Source organism: Shigella sp. SIG3, assembly GCF_053555855.1.
The window spans coordinates 1-22,135 of sequence record NZ_JBQZXE010000023.1 but is presented as its reverse complement, the minus strand read 5'-3'; the positions used below and the strand labels follow the sequence as shown (position 1 = coordinate 22,135).

Below are 22,135 nucleotides of genomic sequence, written 5' to 3'. Positions count from 1 at the left end.
GTTCGGGTGTCGGATGCGACGCTGATGCGTCTTATCCGACCTACGGGGAGCGCATTTGTAGGCCAGATAAGGCGTTTACGCCGCATCCGGCACCGGCTCAATTCTGCAAAACCGATGACACCAGCAGCTGGGTATACGGATGGTGCGGGTCGTCGAGCACGCGGTCGGTTAACCCACTCTCCACTACTTGCCCCTGCTTCATCACCAGCAAACGGTCCGCTAGCAGGCGGGCGACGCCTAAATCATGGGTGACAATCACCACCGCCAGGTTCAGCTCCACCACCAGGCCGCGCAGTAGATCGAGCAGGCGTGCCTGCACCGACACATCCAGCCCACCGGTTGGCTCGTCCATAAACACCAGCTTCGGATGCGTCACCAGGTTGCGGGCAATCTGCAAACGTTGCTGCATGCCGCCGGAAAAGGTGGTCGGCAGGTCGTCGATCCGGTTGGCGGGAATCTCCACCTCTTCCAGCCACTTCTGCGCGGTGGCGCGGATGTCGCCGTAATGACGGGCCCCGGTCGCCATCAGCCGCTCGCCGATATTGCCGCCTGCCGAGACCTGGCGACGCAGGCCGTCGAGTGGATGCTGATGCACCACGCCCCATTCGGTGCGCAGCAGGCGACGGCGGTCGGCCTCGCTCATCGCATACAACGAACGATTCTCGTAGCGAATCTCCCCCTGCTGCGGCGTCAGGCGCGCGGAGATTGATTTCAGCAGCGTGGTCTTCCCGGAGCCGGATTCCCCGACGATGCCCAGCACTTCCCCCGGCCATAAATCAAAAGAGACATCGCTAAAGCCTTTGCCCGGCGCGTAAAGGTGGGTCAGGTTATTGACGGAAAGTAACGGTTGATTCATTGGTTTTTTGCCTCGCTCTGTTGGCGGCAATAATCGGTATCGGAGCAGACAAACATGCGGTTTCCGGCGTCATCCAGCACCACTTCGTCGAGATAGCTGTGGGTCGATCCGCAGATGGCGCATGGCTCATCCCACTGCTGAACGGTGAACGGGTGATCGTCGAAATCGAGACTTTCCACGCGGGTAAACGGCGGCACCGCATAGATGCGCTTCTCGCGCCCTGCGCCGAACAGCTGCAGGGCGGGCATCATGTCCATTTTCGGGTTATCGAATTTCGGGATCGGCGACGGGTCCATCACGTAGCGCCCGTTCACCTTCACCGGATAAGCATAGGTGGTGGCGATATGACCGAAGCGGGCGATATCTTCATACAGTTTCACCTGCATCACGCCGTACTCCTCCAGCGCGTGCATAGTGCGGGTTTCCGTTTCGCGCGGCTCGATAAAGCGCAGCGGTTCGGGGATCGGCACCTGGAAAATAACTATCTGATCTTCGGTCAGCGGCGTTTCGGGGATGCGATGGCGCGTCTGGATAAGCGTCGCATCGTCCGTACGTTCAGTGGTGTTCACCCCGGTCACGCGCTTGAAGAAGTTGCGAATCGACACGGCGTTAGTGGTGTCGTCTGCGCCCTGGTCAATCACCTTCAACACGTCGCTTTCGCCAATCACGCTGGCGGTGAGCTGAATGCCGCCGGTTCCCCAGCCGTAGGGCATCGGCATCTCGCGCCCGCCAAACGGCACCTGATAACCGGGGATAGCCACCGCTTTTAAGATGGCGCGGCGGATCATGCGTTTGGTCTGCTCGTCGAGGTAGGCAAAGTTGTAGCCGCTCAGATTAGCCATGGTTCTGCTCCTGTTGCAGACGTTTGAGTAGCTCCAGTTCGGCTTGGAAATCGACGTAGTGGGGGAGTTTGAGGTGCGAGACAAAGCCTGCGGCTTCGACGTTGTCGGCATGCGCCAGCACGAACTCTTCATCCTGCGCCGGGCCTGTCGCGTGCTCGCCGTATTCCGGGGCTTGCAACGCACGGTCAACCAGCGCCATTGCCATCGCTTTGCGCTCGCTCATGCCGAATACCAGCCCGTAGCCGCGCGTGAAGTGCGGCGGCTCATCCGGCGGGTCGATAAAACCGTTGACCATTTCACACTCGGTCATCAGCAGTTCGCCGACGTTTACCGCAAATCCCAGCTCTTCCGGCACAATCGACACGTCGATGTAACCACTGCGGATCTCGCCCGCGAACGGGTGATTGCGTCCGTAACCACGCTGGGTGGAGTAGGCCAGCGCCAGCAAATAGCCTTCGTCCCCGCGCATTAATTGTTGCAGGCGGGAGGAGCGTGAGCAGGGGTAAACCGGCGGCGTGCGGGTGATGTCATCCGGCTGTGCGCCGCTATCTTCTTCAAACTTCGCCAGCCCCTGACGCGCCAGCAGGCTGAAAACGTGCGGCGACGGCTGTTGTTCGCTGTCGGCGGTGGTCAGCGTCGGCGCTTCACCGTTTGCCAGCAGGGTGAAATCGAGCAGGCGATGGGTGTAGTCGTAGGTTGGGCCAAGCAGCTGGCCGCCGGGAATGTCTTTATAAACCGCCGAAATACGCCGTTCGAGACGCATCTCGGTGGTGTCGAGCGGCTCGCTTACCGCCAGTTTCGCCAGCGTGGTGCGGTAGGCGCGCAGCAGGAAAATTGCTTCAACGTTATCGCCGCTGGCCTGTTTCAGCGCCAGCGCCGCCAGTTCGCGGTCGGCAACGCCGCCTTCGGTCATCACGCGATCCACCGCGAGATTAAGCTGCTGTTCAATTTGGGCGACGCTCAGTTCGGGCAAATCGGTATCGCCCCGGCGTCGGCTCTCTTGCAGGGCGTGGGCGGCGTCGATCGCCTTTTCGCCCCCTTTCACGGCAACGTACATCAGCACACCTCCACATGAGTGGTTCGCGGAATAGCCAGCAGGCGTTCGCCGCAGGTCAGGATCAGGTCGATGCCGAGCGGGAACGGGTGCGGGCGCTCGGTGAGTTCGTGCAGAATGCACTCCGGCAGCTGCGGAGCGATCATTCGTTCTTCGGCAATACCCGCGCCGGTGAGACGCAACATGCGCCCGCCGCTCAGGCTGGCGACCTGTAAAATCAGCGTCGCGCCCGCTTCCGGCGCAACGGCGGTGCCGGTGGAAAGGGCGTTGAGCTGTTTGCTGGAAATTCCGTCATCCGTCACCGCGAAGGTCGCCTGTTCCGGCTGGCTGACCAGCGGCGCGTTGGTATGAAAACGCAGGCTCTGATTGACGATATCGTTACTCAATGGCGCGGCAAGCCACACCGGCGTGTCGTTATCAGCCAGCGTCAGCAGCACGCTGGTGGTGGCGATATTCAGCGGCTGCCAGCCGCGCTTGAGCTGATGCAGGGCGACAATCACGCCCGGCTCGCTTATGGCCTTTAACAGGCGACGAAAACTGTGCTGGGCATCCTGCACGGGAAGCATAAAAGCGGTTTCCAGGGTCATGCGTTGTCTCCGCGAATCATCGTAAAGAAGTCGACCCGGCTGGCGTTCACTTCGGCCTGGCGTGCGGCAATGCGTGCCATACGGTCAGCGTCCAGCGGGGCAATAAGGGTTTCTGATAAGTTTTGAAAGTGGCGAGATTGCTGCATCAGCGCATCAATCAGCGCGCAGCGTTCGGTGTGCTGTTTATCACGCCCCAGCACCCAGCTGTAGCCGAGGGTGCCGTCAGTCAGGCGTACGGCGGCGCGGGTCAGCGTGGCGTCGCCGGCAAAAAAGCGTTCGCCGGTGCCGCCCATTCGCGCCTGAATCTGTACCAGGCCGGTTTCGGCGGTGCGGATCACTTCATAGTCGGCGGTGATGTTCAGCGCGTTCAGGCGGGCTGCCAGTTCAGCCGGTTGGCTGTGCGCCAGTACGGACATCCAGTGCTGGCGGGTCGCGGTATCTGCGTGCATTCAGTGCTCCATAGTGAATTCAATCATGTCGGCGCGCGTCAGGCTGACGGAGTACTCCGCCGGGCTGCTTTCACCGTCACGGTGGTTAAGGGTGCGCACGCACAGCAGCGGCGACATATTCGGGATTTCAAGGCGCTGGCACTCTTTGGCCTGGGCGCGGCGGGCGCTGATCCGCGTCTGGCTGCGGCGCAGCGCAATTCCGGTTTGCTCGCGCAGAAAATCGTGCAGCGAACCGCTGTCGAAGCGTTGCAGCGTCGGCCAAAGGGTGAGGTCCGCAAAGTAGTGGTCGATTAAACAGAGCGCGACGCCGTTGACCCGGCGCAGGGTGCGCAAATGGATAACGTTCTCGCCCTCGGTAATCCCCAGCGCGTCAGCAACGTGACCGGACGCGGGGCGCAATACCGACAGCAGTTTTTCGCTGGTGGGATGGCTGCCCTGGTCCAGCAGGTTCTGGCTAAAACGCGCCTGGGCGTTGAGCGGGTAATCGAACGGGCGCATCAGCACCAGCACGCCGACGCCCTGACGGCGCTGTACCCAGCCTTTTTCCACCAGTTGGTCGATGGCGCGGCGCAGGGTGTGGCGGTTCACCTCAAAGCGCGCCGCCAGTTGCTGCTCGGCGGGAAGATAGTCGCCGCAGCGGTAGTGTTGACGAAGCTCCTGCTCAAGTTTTGCGGCTATCTCCTGATAGCGTGTTGGGTAGCTGGTCGGATGTGTAGACAAGTGCATAGATATCAATGCCTCGCTTATCAGATAAAGTGCTTACGCAACCGTTGAGAGAGGAAATCCAGCAGGCTGACCGTGACGATGATAAGCACCATCAGGGCGCAGGTTTGCTGGAACTGGAAACCGCGAATCGCTTCCCACAGGGTGACGCCGATCCCGCCCGCGCCGACCATGCCGACGACGGTCGCCGAGCGGACGTTGGATTCGAAGCGATAGAGGGAGTAGGAGATCAGCAGCGGCATCACCTGCGGCAGCACGCCGTAAAGGATCTCTTCGAGTTTGTTGGCGCCGGTGGCGCGAATGCCTTCCACCGGGCCGGGTTCGATCGCTTCCTCCGCTTCGGAAAGCAGCTTGGAGAGCACGCCGGTGGTGTGGATAAACAGCGCCAGCACGCCAGCGAACGGGCCGAGGCCGACGGCGACCACGAACAGCATGGCGAAGACCATTTCGTTAATGGCGCGGCAGGCGTCCATCAGGCGGCGAACGGGCTGGTAAACCCACCACGGCACCAAGTTTTCGGCGCTCATCAGACCGAAGGGGATGGAGAGAACCACTGCCAGCGCGGTGCCCCAGACGGCGATTTGCAGCGTGACGGCCATTTCGGTGAGGTAATCCTGCCACTGGCTGAAATCGGGTGGGAAGAAGTCGGCAGCGAAGGTTGCCATGTTGCCGCCGTCTTTAATCAGCGTAAGCGGGGCCATTTCCGCGCCCTGCCACGAGACGACCAGCACGGCGAGAACAACGGCCCAGCTCAGAAGCGAGAACCAGCTACGCTTGGGTGGGGCGATGGTGATGGTTTGCATGTTTGGCTCCGGTCTGTAGGCCGGATAAGGTGCTTGCACCGCATCCGGCATCAACGCCTGCACATTGTCGGATGCGACGCCGGGGCGTCTTATCCGACCTACGATTTACTGCACCGCTTTACTCACCGAACTCATCGCGCTTAACGCGTTGTTCAGGCGGTCCAGGTCATCCAGCTGCGCCTGAATCTCGGTGGTTTTCGCCAGCTTGTCCTGCTCATTCAGCCCTTTATTGCCTTTCACGCTTTGTATCTCTTTAAACAGTGCGAGCTGGCGAATCGGCACCAGTTGCAGGTCGCTGGAAGCGCGGAACGGCGCCCAGCCTAGGCGTTCCAGCACCGCTTTCTCTTCCGGCGTTTTTCCGTAGTTCATAAAGAAGTCGTAGATCTTGTCTTTGGTAGTTTCGGACAGATTCTTGCGCCAGACGATCGGATCGCCTAGGATCAGCGGCGATTTCCAGATCACCTTCAGCTCTTTAAGCTTCTCCGGCGCGGAGGTTTTCAGCTTGTCGAGGTTTTCGGTGTTGTTGGTGGCAACATCCACCTGCTTGTTGGCGACGGCCAGCGCGTTGGTTTCATGCCCGGCGTTGACGGTGCGCTTGAAGTCGCTGGCGGAGATATTGTTTTTAGCGAAGACGTAGTAACCGGGGACGAGGAAGCCAGAGGTGGAGTTAGGATCGCCATTGCCGAAGGTGAGATCTTTCCGCTTCGCCAGCAGATCGTTCAGGTTGTTGATCGGGCTGTCTTTGTTGACGATCAACACGCTCCAGTAACCCGACGATCCATCCGCCGCGACCGTCTGGGCGAAGACCTGGCCATTGGCGCGATCCACCGCTTCCATCGCCGACAGGTTGCCGTACCAGGCAATATCCACTTTATTGAAGCGCATCCCCTGGATAATGCCCGCGTAGTCCGGGGCAAAGAAGGCGTTGACCTTCACGCCCAGTTTCTTCTCCATATCCTGTAAAAACGGCGTCCATTGCGGTTTCAGGTTTTGCTGTGATTCCGTTGAAATAATGCCGAAATTCAGCGCCTTTTCCTGCTCTTCGGCGTGTGCCGGGGTTAACAGGGTGCTGAGGCTGAACATGCTGGTGAAGGCCAGCGAGGCAATTATCTTAGCGTTCATTCGTTTTCCTCAATGATGGGGATATCAGGCAGCTTTCGCGTTCTCTTCGATGCGGTTAATGCTGCGGTAGAGATGGTCAAAACGTTCGTTATCAAACAGTTGGCTGCTGCCGTCGTAGAAGACGTGCCCCTGACGCAGGGCGACGATGCGTTCGCAGTAGCGCAGGGCGTAATCCACCTGATGCAGCGTGACGACCACGGTGATGCCGTCGTTCTGGTTGATGTCGCGCAGGGTGTCCATCACGATGCGCGCTGATTCCGGGTCCAGCGAGGCGATGGGTTCATCGGCCAGAATCACTTTCGCCTGCTGCATCAGCGCACGGGCAATCGCCACACGTTGCTGCTGGCCGCCGGAGAGGGTGGAAACGCGCTGATGGGCAAAATGCACCATGCCAACGCGGGTCAGCGCCTGTAACGCGCGCTGTTTCTGCTCGCCGGTGAACCAGCTAAAACAGGTGCGCCAGAACGGCGTGCTGCCGAGCGCGCCAATCAGCACGTTCTCCAGTACGCTCAGGCGGTTCACCAGGTTGAATTGTTGAAAGATGTAGCCGGTGTTGGCGCGGCTTTTGCGGATATCGCGGGCCAGGCGGCCTTCGCGCTGGACAGTGCGGCCCAGTAGCTCGATATGGCTACCGGCGGATTTATCGCCGGTAATCAAACCGCTTAAATGACGTAAAAGGGTGGATTTGCCGGAACCCGACGGCCCAAGCAGAGCCACCATTTCACTGTGATGAATGTTCAGATCAACCGCATGCAGCGCTTGATGCTGATTGAAGGTTTTGGCGAGCTTCTCGACACGGATAATCGTTTGCATGATGCAGCCTCCCTAAAAAAGTGGCTCCATCGTGGCGGATTATTGTGACGATTTGGTTAATTAAAAGTGACTAACAGATGAAGAGTTAACGGGAATTCGATGACAGTGCGGGAGGGCGGGCCTCCCGGCGGGTTATTGCGTTGGTTGTTGTTTGACGACATTAATCATCCACGGTACGCCAAATTTATCGGTGACTTTGCCAAAGCCATGCGCCCAGAAAGTTTCCTGCCAGGCCATTTCGATTTTTCCGTTAGCGGCAAGGTTATCAAACCAGCGTTTTCCTTCTTCGACCTGTTGCGAATCGAGCACCAGCGTAAAGCCGGAGTAGCTGGCTTTTCCTGACGGTATAGCATCGCTCATCATGATGTCGCTTCCGGCAATGCGCACGTTGGCATGAGCGATGGCGGTATCGGGAAATTGCATTCCGGAAGGGCAGTTCTCGGCGCTGTCCTGCGCTGATTTCGGCATTTCGCCGAAGCTGATTTTATAGAGCAGTTCCGCGCCCAACGTACGTTGATAATAGGCAATCGCGTCGGAACAGTTACCGGCAAAAGAGAGGTAGGGACTTAACGGCATGATGGTGACCTCAGTTAAGAGAAGCCAGTTAAGTGTAGTTCGAAATTTATACAGATGAGAGGCTGCCTGATAAGACGCGCAAGCGTCGCATCAGGCAGTCGGCATCGTTGCCGGATGCGGCGCGAGCGCCTTATTCGGCTTACCGATCACAATACAATCAGTTCTTTTTCACAAACTCAGATTTCAGTTTCATCGGACCAAAACCGTCGATTTTGCAATCGATGTTATGGTCGCCTTCAACCAGGCGGATGTTTTTCACTTTGGTGCCAATTTTCAGCATCGAAGAGCTACCTTTCACCTTCAGATCTTTAATGATGGTAACGCTGTCGCCGTCAGCCAGCAGATTGCCGTTAGCATCTTTAACGATCAGCTCGTCGCTTTCCTGTGCAGGTTCTGCGTCGTTCCATTCGTAGGCACATTCCGGGCAGATGTACATGCCGTTATCTTCGTAAGTGTATTCGGAGTTGCATTTTGGGCAGTGTGGTAATGACATGTGGATTTCCTCAAAAGTCAGCAGGGCAAAAGCGCCAAAAAACGGCAGATTGCCGAAAAAGGCCGCAATTATACACAAAATCCCTGAGTTTGTCGGGGGTACTGCTGATTTTAGACGACGATCGTTTTCATTTGAAAGGAAACGCAAAAAGAAAATAATCTTTTTGCCTCTATTTATTATTTAAGATAATGTTAATGCTCTACTTGTTCTTTTTTTTATTTACATGATATTTTTATCTTTCTGACGTTTTAAACGCATCAGAAGACGTTATTTATTCTGATAAAAAACAACACACTAAATATAAAATTATTTCTTGCAGTAATTATAAAAGCCGAAAACAGAACTCAAAAACAATCTGGCTAAATAAAAGTAACAAAATTTGCTTTAAGGAAGAATTTTCTATGTACACACAGACCCTGTATGAGTTAAGTCAGGAGGCTGAACGCCTGTTACAGCTTTCTCGCCAACAGTTGCAGTTACTGGAAAAAATGCCTCTCTCTGTACCCGGAGACGACGCGCCACAACTGGCTTTACCCTGGAGTCAGCCTAATATCGCCGAACGTCACGCGATGCTGAATAATGAGTTGCGTAAAATTTCCCGACTGGAAATGGTGCTGGCAATTGTCGGTACCATGAAAGCAGGGAAATCAACCACCATTAATGCCATTGTTGGTACGGAGGTTCTGCCTAATCGTAATCGCCCAATGACTGCGCTGCCGACGCTTATTCGCCATACGCCCGGGCAAAAGGAACCGGTACTGCATTTTTCACATGTCGCGCCAATCGATTGTTTAATTCAACAATTACAACAGCGCCTGCGTGATTGCGATATTAAGCATCTGACCGATGTGCTGGAAATAGATAAAGATATGCGTGCGCTTATGCAGCGGATCGAAAATGGCGTCGCTTTCGAAAAATATTATCTGGGTGCCCAGCCTATTTTTCATTGTCTGAAAAGTTTGAATGATTTAGTGCGACTGGCGAAGGCGCTGGACGTCGATTTTCCTTTTTCTGCTTACGCCGCCATTGAGCATATTCCCGTGATTGAAGTGGAGTTTGTCCATCTGGCGGGGCTGGAAAGTTATCCCGGTCAGTTGACGTTACTGGATACCCCCGGGCCAAATGAAGCCGGGCAACCGCATCTGCAAAAAATGCTTAACCAGCAGCTGGCACGCGCCTCGGCGGTACTGGCGGTGCTGGATTATACGCAACTGAAATCGATCTCCGATGAAGAGGTCCGTGAGGCGATTTTGGCGGTGGGGCAATCGGTGCCGCTGTATGTGCTGGTCAATAAGTTCGATCAACAGGATCGTAACAGTGACGACGCCGACCAGGTGCGGGCACTGATTTCCGGGACGCTGATGAAAGGCTGTATTACGCCACAGCAGATATTCCCGGTGTCGTCGATGTGGGGCTACCTGGCGAATCGGGCGCGCTATGAGTTAGCCAACAACGGTAAGTTACCAGCGCCAGAGCAACAACGCTGGGTGGAAGATTTTGCCCATGCCGCGCTCGGCAGGCGCTGGCGTCATGCCGATCTGGCGGACCTCGAACATATTCGTCATGCTGCCGATCAGTTGTGGGAAGATTCGCTGTTCGCCCAGCCAATTCAGGCGTTGCTTCATGCCGCTTACGCTAACGCCTCATTGTATGCTCTGCGATCTGCTGCGCATAAACTGTTGAATTACGCGCAGCAGGCGCGGGAATACCTGGATTTTCGTGCGCACGGGTTAAACGTCGCTTGTGAACAATTGCGGCAAAATATCCATCAGGTCGAAGAAAGTTTGCAGCTATTGCAACTCAATCAGGCGCAGGTGAGCGGCGAGATTAAACATGAAATCGAGCTGGCCCTGACCTCCGCCAACCACTTTCTGCGTCAACAGCAAGATGCGGTGAATGCGCAGTTAGCCGCCTTGTTTCAGGATGATTCGGAGCCGTTAAGCGAGATTCGTACCCGCTGTGAGACACTGTTACAGACGGCGCAGAACACCATCAGTCGCGACTTTACGCTGCGTTTTGCCGAGCTGGAATCCACCCTTTGCCGGGTGTTAACCGATGTTATTCGCCCCATTGAGCAACAAGTCAAAATGGAATTGAGCGAGTCAGGGTTTCGTCCTGGGTTTCATTTTCCTGTTTTTCACGGCGTAGTTCCCCACTTCAACACTCGCCAGCTGTTCAGTGAAGTCATTTCGCGCCAGGAAGCAACGGACGAGCAGAGCACGCGTTTAGGCGTTGTGCGTGAGACTTTTTCGCGCTGGTTGAATCAGCCCGACTGGGGACGGGGAAATGAGAAATCCCCGACAGAAACGGTTGATTACAGTGTGTTGCAACGAGCATTAAGCGCAGAAGTCGATCTCTATTGCCAACAAATGGCTAAAGTTCTGGCAGAGCAGGTCGATGAATCTGTTACGGCAGGCATGAATACTTTTTTCGCTGAGTTCGCTTCATGTTTGACAGAATTACAGACGCGTTTACGCGAAAGTCTGGCTCTGCGTCAACAAAATGAATCGGTGGTCAGGCTGATGCAGCAGCAATTGCAGCAGACTGTGATGACTCACAGCTGGATTTACACCGACGCTCAGCTGTTACGCGATGATATTCAAACACTTTTCACGGCAGAACGATATTGACCAAGACGTTACTGGACGGCCCCGGTCGCGTGCTGGAGTCGGTTCATCCGCGCTTTTTAGTGGATCTGGCGCAGGGCGATGATGCCCGCCATCCTCAAGCCCATCAGCAGCAGTTTCGTGAACGACTGATGCAGGAACTTCTTTCGCGTGTGCAGCTTCAGACATGGACGAACAGCGGCATGTTAAATGCGCCGCTTAGTCTGCGACTGACAATGGTGGAAAAACTGGCGTCGATGCTGGATCCCGGTCATCTGGCGCTGACGCAGATCGCGCAGCATCTGGCGCTGCTGCAAAAAATGGATCACCGCCAGCACTCTGCTTTCCCGGAGCTCCCCCAGCAAATTGCCGCCTTGTATGAGTGGTTTTCAGCCCGTTGTCGCTGGAAGGAAAAGGCGTTAACGCAACGAGGCCTACTGGTGCAGGCAGGTGATCAGAGCGAGCAAATTTTTACCCGCTGGCGTGCTGGGGCGTATAACGCCTGGTCGTTGCCTGGGCGCTGTTTTATCGTTCTGGAGGAGTTGCGCTGGGGTGCATTTGGCGATGCCTGCCGTCTGGGAAGCCCGCAAGCGGTGGTGTTGTTGCTGGGTGATTTGCGCGAGAAAGCGACACAACATCTGGCAGAGAGTATCAATGCGGCACCGACCACGCGTCACTATTACCATCAGTGGTTTGCCTCTTCGACCGTTCCGACGGGCGGGGATCATGCTGATTTTTTAAGTTGGCTGGGAAAGTGGACCACGGCAGATAAACAACCCGTTTGCTGGTCAGTGACCCAACGCTGGCAAACTGTCGCGCTGGGGATGCCACGACTCTGTTCAGCGCAGCGTTTGGTGGGGGCAATGGTCGAGGAAATCTTCTCTGTAAATTTGGCGTAAATAATCAGTTACATCAATGAGTCCTAAACGAAATCCATGTGTGAAGTTGATCACAAATTTAAACACTGGTAGGGTAAAAAGGTCATTAACTGCCCAATTCAGGCGTCAACTGGTTTGATTGTACATTCCTTAACCGGAGGGTGTAAGCAAACCCGCTACGCTTGTTACAGAGATTGCATCCTGCAATTCCCGCTCCCCTTTTGCGGCCGTCGCGCTGATTTTTCTGGCGTTTGCGGAAATGGGTCAACTCTGCGAGGAAAGCTATGCTGAAAAGGAAAAAAGTAAAACCGATTACCCTTCGTGATGTCACCATTATTGATGACGGTAAACTGCGTAAAGCCATTACCGCAGCATCACTGGGTAATGCAATGGAATGGTTTGATTTTGGTGTTTATGGTTTTGTTGCTTACGCATTAGGTAAAGTTTTTTTCCCGGGGGCTGACCCCAGCGTGCAGATGGTTGCTGCACTTGCCACTTTCTCCGTTCCCTTTCTGATTCGACCGCTTGGCGGACTCTTCTTTGGTATGTTGGGCGATAAATATGGTCGCCAGAAGATCCTCGCTATCACTATTGTGATTATGTCGATCAGTACGTTCTGTATTGGCTTAATACCGTCCTACGACACGATTGGTATTTGGGCACCGATTCTGCTGTTGATCTGTAAGATGGCACAAGGTTTCTCGGTCGGTGGTGAATATACCGGGGCGTCGATATTTGTTGCGGAATACTCCCCCGACCGTAAACGTGGCTTTATGGGCAGCTGGCTGGACTTCGGTTCTATTGCCGGGTTTGTGCTGGGTGCGGGCGTGGTGGTGTTAATTTCGACCATTGTCGGCGAAGCGAACTTCCTCGACTGGGGCTGGCGTATTCCGTTCTTTATTGCTCTGCCGTTAGGGATTATCGGGCTTTACCTGCGCCATGCGCTGGAAGAAACTCCGGCGTTCCAGCAGCATGTTGATAAACTGGAACAGGGCGACCGCGAAGGTTTGCAGGATGGCCCGAAAGTCTCGTTTAAAGAGATTGCCACTAAATACTGGCGCAGCCTGTTGACATGTATTGGTCTGGTAATTGCCACCAACGTGACTTACTACATGTTGCTGACCTATATGCCGAGTTATTTGTCGCATAACCTGCATTACTCCGAAGACCACGGGGTGCTGATTATTATCGCCATTATGATCGGTATGCTGTTTGTCCAGCCGGTGATGGGCTTGCTGAGTGACCGTTTTGGCCGTCGTCCGTTTGTGCTACTTGGTAGTGTTGCACTGTTTGTGTTGGCGATCCCGGCGTTTATTCTGATTAACAGTAACGTCATCGGCCTGATTTTTGCCGGGTTACTGATGCTGGCGGTGATCCTTAACTGCTTTATGGGCGTTATGGCTTCTACCTTGCCAGCGATGTTCCCGACGCATATCCGTTACAGCGCGCTGGCGGCGGCATTTAATATTTCGGTGCTGGTTGCCGGTCTGACGCCAACACTGGCGGCCTGGCTGGTCGAAAGCTCGCAGAATCTGATGATGCCTGCCTATTACCTGATGGTAGTGGCGGTGATTGGTTTAATCACCGGCGTAACCATGAAAGAGACGGCAAATCGTCCGTTGAAAGGTGCGACACCGGCGGCGTCAGATATACAGGAAGCGAAGGAAATTCTCGTCGAGCATTACGATAATATCGAGCAGAAAATCGATAATATTGACCACGAGATTGCCGATTTGCAGGCGAAACGTACCCGCCTGGTGCAGCAACATCCGCGAATTGATGAATAAGCTGAAACGGATGGCCTGATGTGACGCTGTCTTATCAGGCCAATTGAACTCTTAAGGTTCACTTAATCTCTGACGCGCATACTCTCCTCCAGGTTAACGGAGGAGAGTGCAATGAAAAACCGTGTTTATGAAAGTTTAACTACCGTGTTCAGCGTGCTGGTGGTCAGCAGCTTTCTTTATATCTGGTTTGCCACGTTCTGATCTTTCTTCAGCCGTACCCAGGCCCGCGTGCCGGAAGTCTCTTGCCGGTTTTGCAGGAAAAACTGCCCGTGATGCAACTGTGTAATGCGGCTGACAATACTTAACCCCAGACCAATCCCGCCATAACGGCTGTCCATACGTACAAACGCTTTACTCAACTCCCCGCATTTACTCTCATCAATACCTGGTCCTTCATCTTCAACTGCCATGACCGCTCCGCCATCTTCTTGCAGCTTAATCATAATGTTGCTGCCTTGCGGGCTGTAACGATGGGCGTTTTCTACCAGGTTTCGCAATAACATCCGCAGCAGGGTTGCATCACCCTGAACGGTGATGTCGGCGGCGCTCTCTGGCAATAGCAGGGTTTGCTGTCGCTGGTCGAGCATGGTACTGAGTTCGTCATACGAGGGGAGAATGACATCTTCCAGCAGTTTTACATGTTGATAATTACCGGAAGAAAATGACTGTCCGGCACGCGCCAGTTGCAGCAGCTGGGAGACGCTCTCCATCATCTGATCAAGCCGTGCCACTAACGGTGCTACATCAATGTGATGCGTTTTCGCCAGCAGTTCCAGATGCAAACGCACCCCCGCCAGTGGCGTTCGCAGTTCGTGCGCGACGTCAGCGGTAAACAACCTTTCGTTATCCAGCGTGCTGGTCAGGCGACTGACCAGATCGTTCAACGCCGAAACCACCGCTTCGATTTCGAGGGTGGCGCTGTGAATGGCAATGGGCGTTAAGTTGTCGGCGGTGCGCGCTTCCAGCTCTTTTTGCAGCTCCGCCAGCGGGCGGGTGATGCGGCGTACCGCCTGATAGCAGATAAATAGCGTCAGGCTGACCATAAAGACGCCGGGGACAATCAGGCTGGCGACCGCCTCGCGGATCTCACGCATGATGTGGCGATCGTTGTTGCGATTGTCGCGTAGCGCCTGCTCAAACAGTTGAATCTGCTCGGTACTTTCATGCCATAGCCAGAAGACGCTGATCAGCTCAAACACCAACAAAATGGCCCCGATGGTCAATATCAGCCGTTGGCGCAGCGATATTGGTCGGCGCAGAAAACGCATCAGATTCAATTAGTTTTCCTCATTCGCGACCAGCATATAGCCAAAGCCGCGCACGGTGCGGATACGGGCTTTGCCCACTTTGTCGCGCAGATTGTGGATATGCACTTCCAGGGTGTTGGTCGAGGGTTCATTGTCCCAGTTATAGATGTCGTTGTAGAGAATTTCCCGATGTACCGGACTGCCTGCTTTGAGCATTAACCGTGACAGCAGAGCATATTCTTTGGGCGTCAGAATCAACTCTTCACCGCCCATCCATACCTGACGGCGACCCATATTCAGCGTCAGATTGCCAACAATCAGCTCACTTTCGCCCTGATTATTATGGCGTCGTAGCAGGGCGCGGATACGGGCGTGTAACTCTTCCAGCGCAAAAGGCTTCACCAGATAGTCATCGGCACCGACATCCAGCCCGGCGATTTTGTCGGTCAGCGTATCGCGAGCGGTGAGGATCAGTACCGGCAGGGTGTATTTTTTCTGCCGGATACGGGCGAGAAAATGCAGTCCATCTTCGTCGGGTAACCCTAAATCCAGTACCACCAGGCTGTAATGACCGTCCTCAAGGCTTTGTTCCGCCATCCGCGCGGTTGTCACGCCATCGCACGCGTAGCCTTCGGTTTGCGCCGCCAGAATCAGTCCCTGCAATAACAGCGTATCGTCTTCAACAATCAGAATTTTCATTTACTCACTCTCCTGCAAGTTTGCAGAATATCATCCGCGGCCTGGTAATACTTCGTCTCAACGCCAGTTAATCCCAATAGCGTGGAGAATAAATTGTCTTGTGAATAGTGTTGCGTTTGCGCCTGTTTTTGCAGGCAGTTCTGGTCAACCTGATACCGCTTTTGATAATCCTCCGACAGCCACAGCAGCATTGGCACCTGTTTTTGGCTATCCGGGGCGATGGCATAAGGCAGACCGTGCAGATAGATGCCATTTTCACCTAACGATTCACCGTGGTCAGAAAGATAAACCAGGCTGGTGGTAAATTTATCCTGATGTTCTTTAAGCAGATTAATCGCTTTATCAACAATATAGTCGACGTAAACCAGCGTGTTGTCGTAAGTGTTCACCAGTTGCTCTTTGGTACAGGTCTGGATCTCATTGGTGTCGCAGGTTGGGGTAAATTTCCTGAACTGCGGCGGATAGCGGTTGTAATAGGTCGGACCGTGGCTGCCGATGGTGTGTAAGACAATCACGCCATCACCCTGCAGGTTATTGATGTACTCTTCCAGCCCGTGGAACAGCACTTCGTCATAGCATTCGCCGTTGATGCACTGATCAGGCAGATTCAGCGCGGTGACGTTCTGGTGAGGCACGCGGTCGCAGGCACCTTTACAGCCGCCATCGTTGTCATTCCACAGCACGTTGATGCCCGCTCGCTGAATGATATCCAGCACGCCTTCCTGGTGCTGTGCCAGCTCTTCTTTGTAGTGCTCACGCGGCATATCCGAGAACATGCACGGTACTGAAACTGCCGTTGCCGTACCGCAAGATGCGGTATTAGGGAAATAGACCACGTTATCTTTCGCCAGCCGCGGGTTAGTTTCACGCGGGTAGCCGTTGAGGGAGAAGTTCTCCGCCCGCGAGGTTTCGCCGACAATCAGGATGGTCAAATTTTTACGTTTTTCGTTCTGCATTAACGGGTTGCGGTGCGCGTCTTCACCAATTCGCACCAGCGGCAGATTTGCCAGTCGCTGATGGGAGTACCATGACCAGCTGGCAACAATGCTGTTAGAGGGGCTTAAGGATTTCACCAGCTCTTTGTTATTGCGGAACAACGAGGCGTAGTCTTTATAAAACAGTGCGGCGACCAGCAAAATCAGCAGTACAGAAACCAGAATATTGGCTCCACGGAAAAGAACACTGCGCAGACGCGAGGTGGCAGGTTTGATTTTTAGCCAGCAGGCAATCAGCGCAGCAAGCACGCCGCTGAATCCCAGCGTTAATAACATTTGCGGTGTCATCAGCGCATAACTTTCTGCTGGAGTGGTATCAATAATATTGGCAATCATCGAGCGGTCGATGACGATGCCGTAAGTCATTATGAAATATTGTGCAGCCGCGCCAACCAGAATAAACAGGCAGGCCAGTGTTCGATTAAGCCATAAGAAAGAGCTTAGTGTCAGGACAATATTAATCACGCTGAAAGCGACGACCGGCATCGACAAGAAAACCAGTACGTTATGCAGCGAATCCAGCGGCAGCGCCTGCAACACCTGTTTAAAAAAGGCAATATTCAGGCAGATAGAGATATAAAAAGCGGCCAACAATAGCCAGGCGAGTAAATTCAAAGAGGGTCTTTTTAGTAGGCGCTTCAACATCACGGTGTTTCCATCGAACAAAGTGCGCATATGCTCGCAAAGCAAAATTAAGCCAACCTTAAGTTCTTAAGGTTGGCTTTTATGTTTGCTGGATTAAGGGGAATTAATCTTTGCTTATTGGTGCATCTAAGGGATACGGGTTTTTATGTAGCCGGTTGTAATTCAGCGCATACATGGCGGTGATGACCATCAGGGTGACAAATGACCACATAACCTCTTTCGCCCCGGACCCCACCACGGCCCAAATGCAGTAGAGGAAGGCAATGGTAGTAACAGCCAGATATGCCGGGCGTGCTTTACCAAAGTGACCGTGGCCGAGCAGCAGTAACGCCGCACAGGTGTAAAGATATGGCACCAGTGTAAAGATGACCGAGACGGAAGAAACCAGACCGAACTCTTTGGTCGCGTTTGGTGAAATGCTGCTGAGCTGGAAGATGGTCATCAAAATACCGACGATAATCAGCCCCGCCACTGGCGTACCCGCTTTATTTACACGGGCAAAAATCGGTGGGAACAGTCCGTCATCGGCAGCGGCTTTCGCCGTTTGACCCGCCAGCAACGTCCAGCCGCCCAGTGAACCTAAGCAACCCGCAGCTGCGCAGAAGGAAACAATGGCCCCAGCGGTGTCACCCAACGCCATCCGTGCGGCATCACCGAATGGCGAGGCAGAAACGCGCAGTGCGGCATTAGGGATCATCCCCATAATCGCGGTGGTGGAGAGCACATAGCAAACGGCGGCAATCAATACCCCACCAATGGTGGCGATAGGGACATTGCGTTTCGGGTTTTTCACCACACCTGCGGCAACGGAGGCACTTTCCACACCGATGAACGACCACAGCGTAACGTTAAGGGTACTTTGAATCGCACCGAAGGTGCCCAGGCCGCTGACGTTCCATGCCGCCATATAGGTTTCACCACGGAACCAGAACCAGCCAAATACGGCAATCCCGACGATGGGGATCAGCGCCAGCACAGTGGCAACGGCCTGCACGCGGGTGATCATTTTCGGACCGACAATGTTCAGCAGGACGAAGATCCACAGCACCACGACGCAGGTGATGGTTAATACCAATGGATCTTTCAGAATCGGGAAGAAGTAACTTAAATATCCTACGCCAATGACCACCATGGCGATATTGCCGATCCAGCAGGCCAGCCAGTAGAGGACGTTGGTTTGATAACCGAGAAACGGGCCAAAGCAGCGGCGGGCGTAAGCGTAAGAACCACCAGGACTTGGGTCGAGGAACGACATTTTGGCGTATACCATCGAGAGCCCCAGCGCACCGATAATCGTCACCAACCATCCATAAATGGCAATCCCGCCAGTGGAGGCCAGGTTTGCAGGTAACAGAAAAACACCTGACCCCATAATATTCCCCGACACCATCAGGGTGACGGGGATTAAGCCCACTTTGTGAGCATCAGCATCCGAAGACATAATTAAACTCCTGCGAAGGCGAGCTTCGTGACAATAAATTACGTCATATCATACGCCTGCATTCGATAGTTGAATTATTATCGACCGGGTTATCGCTGATGCCGTTATTAATATAGCTCTTCGTTAAGGTTAAAAATCAGGCGACAGTGCGTTCTCTGTGCTGACTAACATAATGCAGCGGCGTCATACCGTAGAAGTCTTTAAAGACAGAAATAAAGTACGACGTACTGTTGTAGCCGCAGGACTGTGATACCTGAGAGATATTTTTACCGTCCATCATTAATTCATTTACGGCATAACGCATGCGGCAGGTGGTGATTATTTGGCTATAACTGGTGTTTTCGCTTTTCAACTTTTTCTTTAACAGACTTGGGCTAAGACATAAACAACTGGCTACCATACTAAGATTCCAGTCTTTGTGAATATCGCTTTCAATAATTTGATAAACGCTGTCACTTACACAATTACGTAACATATACATCATTAATGAAAGGAATTTTTTACTGTCGAGAAAACGGGATAGCACCGTGAATAATAATGCGCGTGTTCGTTCCTTTTCTGACTCAGTTTCTGCGGGCATCATGCTGTGTTGCGCGGCAACGCGAAAGACGTCTGGCGTCAGGCATGGCAGGGTGAGTATGGGCGTAGCGCTACGTTGCCATACTGGTATTTGCGAGAGATCTTTATTCAGAAACCGGAGGTAGTCTTTGATGATGTCGTGACTAATATGAGCAACCAAAGTGTTGTTAAGAGAGGAGACGTCGATAATATTATTTTCACAATTTAATAACGCCATATGGTTAGCTTTAAGGCTAATAGGTTCTTTCCCATTCACCCTTATCCGGACATCTTTTTCAGTCAATAAAACAATACAAGGTTGGTCGCTGCAAATCCTCATACATGTACTCCTGAGTGCGAATAAAAGACCAGTTCTCGCTAAAGCAAAGCGATACCGGGAAATGGTTATATAATTATATGATGAATATAAACATGCATAAAAATAACGAGTTTTACTAATATTACAAATTTTTATAGTAATTTCTCATGTACATATTTTTTTACAGGATAAATAACAGGCAAAAAAAAGCGCGGGGTGGGGCCGCGCAAAAAGTATGACATTTTTGTTTGCAGCAATTTTTATGAAAACGTTGCCATACTCAAAAGGCCTAAGGCCAGGCGGCGTAATGTTATTTAAACAATTACGCCTTCAGCGGAATAGTGGTTACGCTTTCACGCACATAACGTGGTAAATACCGTCAATAATTTCAGTCCCTTCAGTTTCGTGTTCAAATCCAGGGAAATGGTGGTCCCAGGATTGCAGCGAGCGTAAATAACTTACTTGCGGACTGTTTTTATCGCCGAAGTTTTCACCAGACAGCAGCATCGGGATTCCTGGCGGATACGGGATAACTGAGTTTGCCGCGATGCGTCCTGGCAGATTTTCAATGGATACCAGTTCGACATTGTTGTCGACAATCGCGTTGTACGCTTCACGCGGGGTGATTTCCGCCACCGGCAGGCCGGAATAGGCTTCGTTCAACCGTGCGCCAGGGTTGTTTTCTTTCAGCCAGGCAAACATGGTGTCACCCAGATCGTGAATCCCCATGTTCGCGTAAGTGTCAGGATATTGTTCAACAAGTTCCGGCATCACCTGCGCCAGCGGTGTGTTGGCGTCATAGTGGCGTTTGAAGGAGCAAAGGGTGTTAACCAGAGTCCCCCATTTCCCACGGGTTACGCCCATAGAGAACAGGAACATAATTTGGAAGTCAGTGGTGCGGGTAGGCACAATGCCGTGGCGACCAAGCCAGGCAGTGACCAGCGCCGCCGGAACACCGGTTTCTTCCAGTTCACCATCTTCACCCATTCCCGGAGCAAGGATGCTGACTTTAATTGGGTCGAGCATACTCCAGTTATCCGGAATATCTTTGAAGCCGTGCCAGCTTTCGCCCGGATGTATTACCCAGCAGTCCTGAACGGTGGTCAGCAGTTTGGTTGGTGCGTCAGCAAAGTCATAGGTTTTGCCGGTTTGTGGGTCGGTGACGACTTCTTTGTTCCACGGTTTGAAGAACCAGCTACCGTCAGCGGTGAACTCTTTATATAGCCGCGCCATCGCCTGACGGAAATCAACCGCTTCGTTAATCACTTCCTGTGTCAGTGACAGGCCGCTGTTGCCGTCCATCATCGACACCGCCACGTCGTTGGATGCGCAGATGGCATACAGCGGGGAGGTGGTGGCATGCATCATGTAGGCCTGGTTGAAGCGGGAGAAGTTAATCGCCCCACGACCTTCACGTACATGAATATAAGAAGCCTGTGACAGCGCATTCAGCAGTTTGTGGATGGAGTGGGTGGCGAAAACGGTAGGACCGTTGTGATCGCCAGGTTCGCCGCGCATGGCATAGTGATCGGCATAGATCGGGTTGAAACGTGCATAGCCGTACCAGGCTTCGTCAAAGTGCAGACGATCGGAGGTTTTTTCCAGCAGATCCTGCGCTTCTTTAGCGTTATAACACACGCCGTCATAGGTGCAGTTGGTTACCACGCAGTAAGACGGTTTTTGCCCGGCTTTGTCTTTGGTCAGCGGGCTTTCACTGATTTTCTTTTGCAAGGTTTCAGGTTGCATTTCCTGCGGATAGATTGGCCCGATAATGCCGTAGCGGTTGCGGCTTGGCACCATATAGACCGGTTTCGCGCCTGTCAGCATCAAACCTTGTTCGATGGATTTATGGCAGTTACGGTCAACGACCACGACATCGTTATCGGTCATGCAAGCCTGCATGATGGTGCGGTTAGAGCCGGAAGTACCGACGACTACCGACCAGGAGCGATCGGCACCAAATACGCGTGCGGCATATTTTTCGCTTTCGCCAAATGCGCCAGTATGGTCAAGCAAAGAACCGAGGGAAGTTCGTTCGATGCCCATGTCGGTGCGGAACAGATTTTCACCATAGTAGTCATGGTAGAAACGTCCGGCGGGTGTTTTGGTAAAACCAACGCCGCCCTGGTGGCCTGGCGCTGCCCAGGAATATTCATGGATGTCACTATATTTCATCAGCGCGCTGAACAGTGGCGGCAACAGCTGCTGGCGGTAGCGGGTCATCGCGGCAACGGCGCGTCCGGCGATAAAGTCGGCGGTATCTTCCAGAATCCAGGCGAATTCATCGACAAGCTCCAGCAGATCCCGGTCCATTGCGGCGAGGGCTTTTTCCCGATCGCCCAACAGGAAGACCGGCACGTTTTGTTGGCGCTCATGAAGCTTACCGATCAATTGTCTGACGTTTTGATGTTCGTCCGGATGTTCCATTTGATAGCTGAACATCAGGCAGTCAATGGCTTCGTTTGAAGAGAGAATGGCAAAACCATCATCAAAGGAGGTGGATTTAATCACGGTAACATTTTGCTGGCTTAAAGCATCTGCCAGACGCTCAACGGCGTTACCGACCCAGGTGTCTTGATGGAGAAACTCGCTTTCAACAATTAATACTTTCATCATTGCTTACCCGGTTATGAAGGAATCTT

General features: G+C 53.4%; 21 protein-coding genes. 4 read left to right on the top strand and 17 right to left on the bottom strand.

Annotated elements, in window-relative coordinates; all coding sequences use genetic code 11:
- Positions 1-97: 97 nt before the first annotated feature.
- The 11 genes from phnK to ACUU1I_RS06885 all read right to left on the bottom strand — a co-directional run bounded on the left by phnK (position 98) and on the right by ACUU1I_RS06885 (position 8,318).
- The gene (gene phnK, locus ACUU1I_RS06935; RefSeq protein WP_001075532.1) at positions 98-856 is read right to left on the bottom strand and encodes a phosphonate C-P lyase system protein PhnK; all 759 of its coding nucleotides are present in this window, start codon (positions 854-856) and stop codon (positions 98-100) included.
- Complete coding sequence (gene phnJ, locus ACUU1I_RS06930; protein ID WP_000002298.1) at positions 853-1,698, bottom strand: alpha-D-ribose 1-methylphosphonate 5-phosphate C-P-lyase PhnJ; 846 nt, start codon at positions 1,696-1,698, stop codon at positions 853-855. The genes phnK and phnJ overlap by 4 nt, the downstream gene beginning before the upstream one ends.
- On the bottom strand, positions 1,691-2,755 hold the full coding sequence (gene phnI / locus ACUU1I_RS06925; protein WP_005065742.1) for an alpha-D-ribose 1-methylphosphonate 5-triphosphate synthase subunit PhnI: 1,065 nt from the start codon (positions 2,753-2,755) through the stop codon (positions 1,691-1,693). Before phnI ends, phnJ begins: the two co-directional genes overlap by 8 nt.
- Positions 2,755-3,339, bottom strand: a complete 585-nt coding sequence (gene phnH, locus ACUU1I_RS06920; RefSeq protein ID WP_000171589.1) for a phosphonate C-P lyase system protein PhnH — start codon at positions 3,337-3,339, stop codon at positions 2,755-2,757. Before phnH ends, phnI begins: the two co-directional genes overlap by 1 nt.
- The gene (gene phnG / locus ACUU1I_RS06915) at positions 3,336-3,788 is read right to left on the bottom strand and encodes a phosphonate C-P lyase system protein PhnG (protein ID WP_000542797.1); all 453 of its coding nucleotides are present in this window, start codon (positions 3,786-3,788) and stop codon (positions 3,336-3,338) included. Before phnG ends, phnH begins: the two co-directional genes overlap by 4 nt.
- Complete coding sequence (gene phnF / locus ACUU1I_RS06910) at positions 3,789-4,514, bottom strand: phosphonate metabolism transcriptional regulator PhnF (protein ID WP_001295387.1); 726 nt, start codon at positions 4,512-4,514, stop codon at positions 3,789-3,791.
- A 20-nt stretch (positions 4,515-4,534) separates the two neighbouring features.
- Positions 4,535-5,314: a phosphonate ABC transporter, permease protein PhnE gene (phnE, locus tag ACUU1I_RS06905; RefSeq protein ID WP_005065749.1), complete on the bottom strand. Its 780-nt coding sequence runs from the start codon at positions 5,312-5,314 to the stop codon at positions 4,535-4,537.
- 105 nt (positions 5,315-5,419) lie between these two features.
- On the bottom strand, positions 5,420-6,436 hold the full coding sequence (gene phnD / locus ACUU1I_RS06900) for a phosphonate ABC transporter substrate-binding protein (RefSeq protein WP_000992022.1): 1,017 nt from the start codon (positions 6,434-6,436) through the stop codon (positions 5,420-5,422).
- 24 nt (positions 6,437-6,460) lie between these two features.
- Positions 6,461-7,249: a phosphonate ABC transporter ATP-binding protein gene (phnC, locus tag ACUU1I_RS06895; protein WP_001193423.1), complete on the bottom strand. Its 789-nt coding sequence runs from the start codon at positions 7,247-7,249 to the stop codon at positions 6,461-6,463.
- 132 nt (positions 7,250-7,381) lie between these two features.
- The gene (yjdN, locus tag ACUU1I_RS06890; RefSeq protein ID WP_001131335.1) at positions 7,382-7,825 is read right to left on the bottom strand and encodes a VOC family metalloprotein YjdN; all 444 of its coding nucleotides are present in this window, start codon (positions 7,823-7,825) and stop codon (positions 7,382-7,384) included.
- Positions 7,826-7,982: 157 nt separating this feature from the next.
- Complete coding sequence (locus ACUU1I_RS06885; protein WP_001300891.1) at positions 7,983-8,318, bottom strand: zinc ribbon domain-containing protein YjdM; 336 nt, start codon at positions 8,316-8,318, stop codon at positions 7,983-7,985.
- Positions 8,319-8,719: 401 nt separating this feature from the next.
- On the opposite strand from ACUU1I_RS06885, the gene crfC reads away from it, so the two are divergent.
- The 4 genes from crfC (at position 8,720) to pmrR (ending at position 13,790) form a co-directional block, all read left to right on the top strand.
- Entirely contained in the window at positions 8,720-10,948 is a 2,229-nt protein-coding gene (crfC, locus tag ACUU1I_RS06880; RefSeq protein ID WP_000288600.1) for a clamp-binding protein CrfC, read from the top strand.
- Positions 10,945-11,823, top strand: a complete 879-nt coding sequence (locus ACUU1I_RS06875; RefSeq protein WP_000169148.1) for a YjcZ-like family protein — start codon at positions 10,945-10,947, stop codon at positions 11,821-11,823. The genes crfC and ACUU1I_RS06875 overlap by 4 nt, the downstream gene beginning before the upstream one ends.
- Positions 11,824-12,086: 263 nt before the next feature.
- Positions 12,087-13,589, top strand: a complete 1,503-nt coding sequence (gene proP, locus ACUU1I_RS06870) for a glycine betaine/L-proline transporter ProP (protein ID WP_000919720.1) — start codon at positions 12,087-12,089, stop codon at positions 13,587-13,589.
- A gap of 111 nt (positions 13,590-13,700) precedes the next feature.
- Positions 13,701-13,790 (top strand): LpxT activity modulator PmrR, encoded by a 90-nt coding sequence (gene pmrR, locus ACUU1I_RS06865; RefSeq protein ID WP_000797656.1) that lies wholly within the window; start codon positions 13,701-13,703, stop codon positions 13,788-13,790.
- On the opposite strand, the gene pmrB is transcribed toward pmrR, so the two are convergent.
- The 6 genes from pmrB to adiA form a co-directional block, all read right to left on the bottom strand.
- Positions 13,766-14,866 carry a two-component system sensor histidine kinase PmrB gene (pmrB, locus tag ACUU1I_RS06860; RefSeq protein WP_001052137.1) on the bottom strand — a complete coding sequence of 367 codons (1,101 nt, stop codon included), beginning with the start codon at positions 14,864-14,866 and terminating at the stop codon, positions 13,766-13,768. The two genes, pmrR and pmrB, sit on opposite strands and share 25 nt — an antisense overlap.
- The gene (gene basR, locus ACUU1I_RS06855) at positions 14,867-15,535 is read right to left on the bottom strand and encodes a two-component system response regulator BasR (protein ID WP_000697923.1); all 669 of its coding nucleotides are present in this window, start codon (positions 15,533-15,535) and stop codon (positions 14,867-14,869) included. It lies immediately after the preceding gene.
- Entirely contained in the window at positions 15,532-17,175 is a 1,644-nt protein-coding gene (gene eptA / locus ACUU1I_RS06850; protein ID WP_024260587.1) for a phosphoethanolamine transferase EptA, read from the bottom strand. The genes basR and eptA overlap by 4 nt, the downstream gene beginning before the upstream one ends.
- Before the next feature lie 103 nt (positions 17,176-17,278).
- Positions 17,279-18,616: an arginine/agmatine antiporter gene (adiC, locus tag ACUU1I_RS06845; RefSeq protein ID WP_000093154.1), complete on the bottom strand. Its 1,338-nt coding sequence runs from the start codon at positions 18,614-18,616 to the stop codon at positions 17,279-17,281.
- Positions 18,617-18,752: 136 nt separating this feature from the next.
- Positions 18,753-19,514, bottom strand: coding sequence for a DNA-binding transcriptional activator AdiY (gene adiY / locus ACUU1I_RS06840; RefSeq protein ID WP_001217053.1), 762 nt, complete (start codon positions 19,512-19,514; stop codon positions 18,753-18,755).
- Between the two features lie 324 nt (positions 19,515-19,838).
- Positions 19,839-22,106, bottom strand: coding sequence for an arginine decarboxylase (adiA, locus tag ACUU1I_RS06835; RefSeq protein ID WP_077697515.1), 2,268 nt, complete (start codon positions 22,104-22,106; stop codon positions 19,839-19,841).
- Positions 22,107-22,135: the final 29 nt, after the last annotated feature.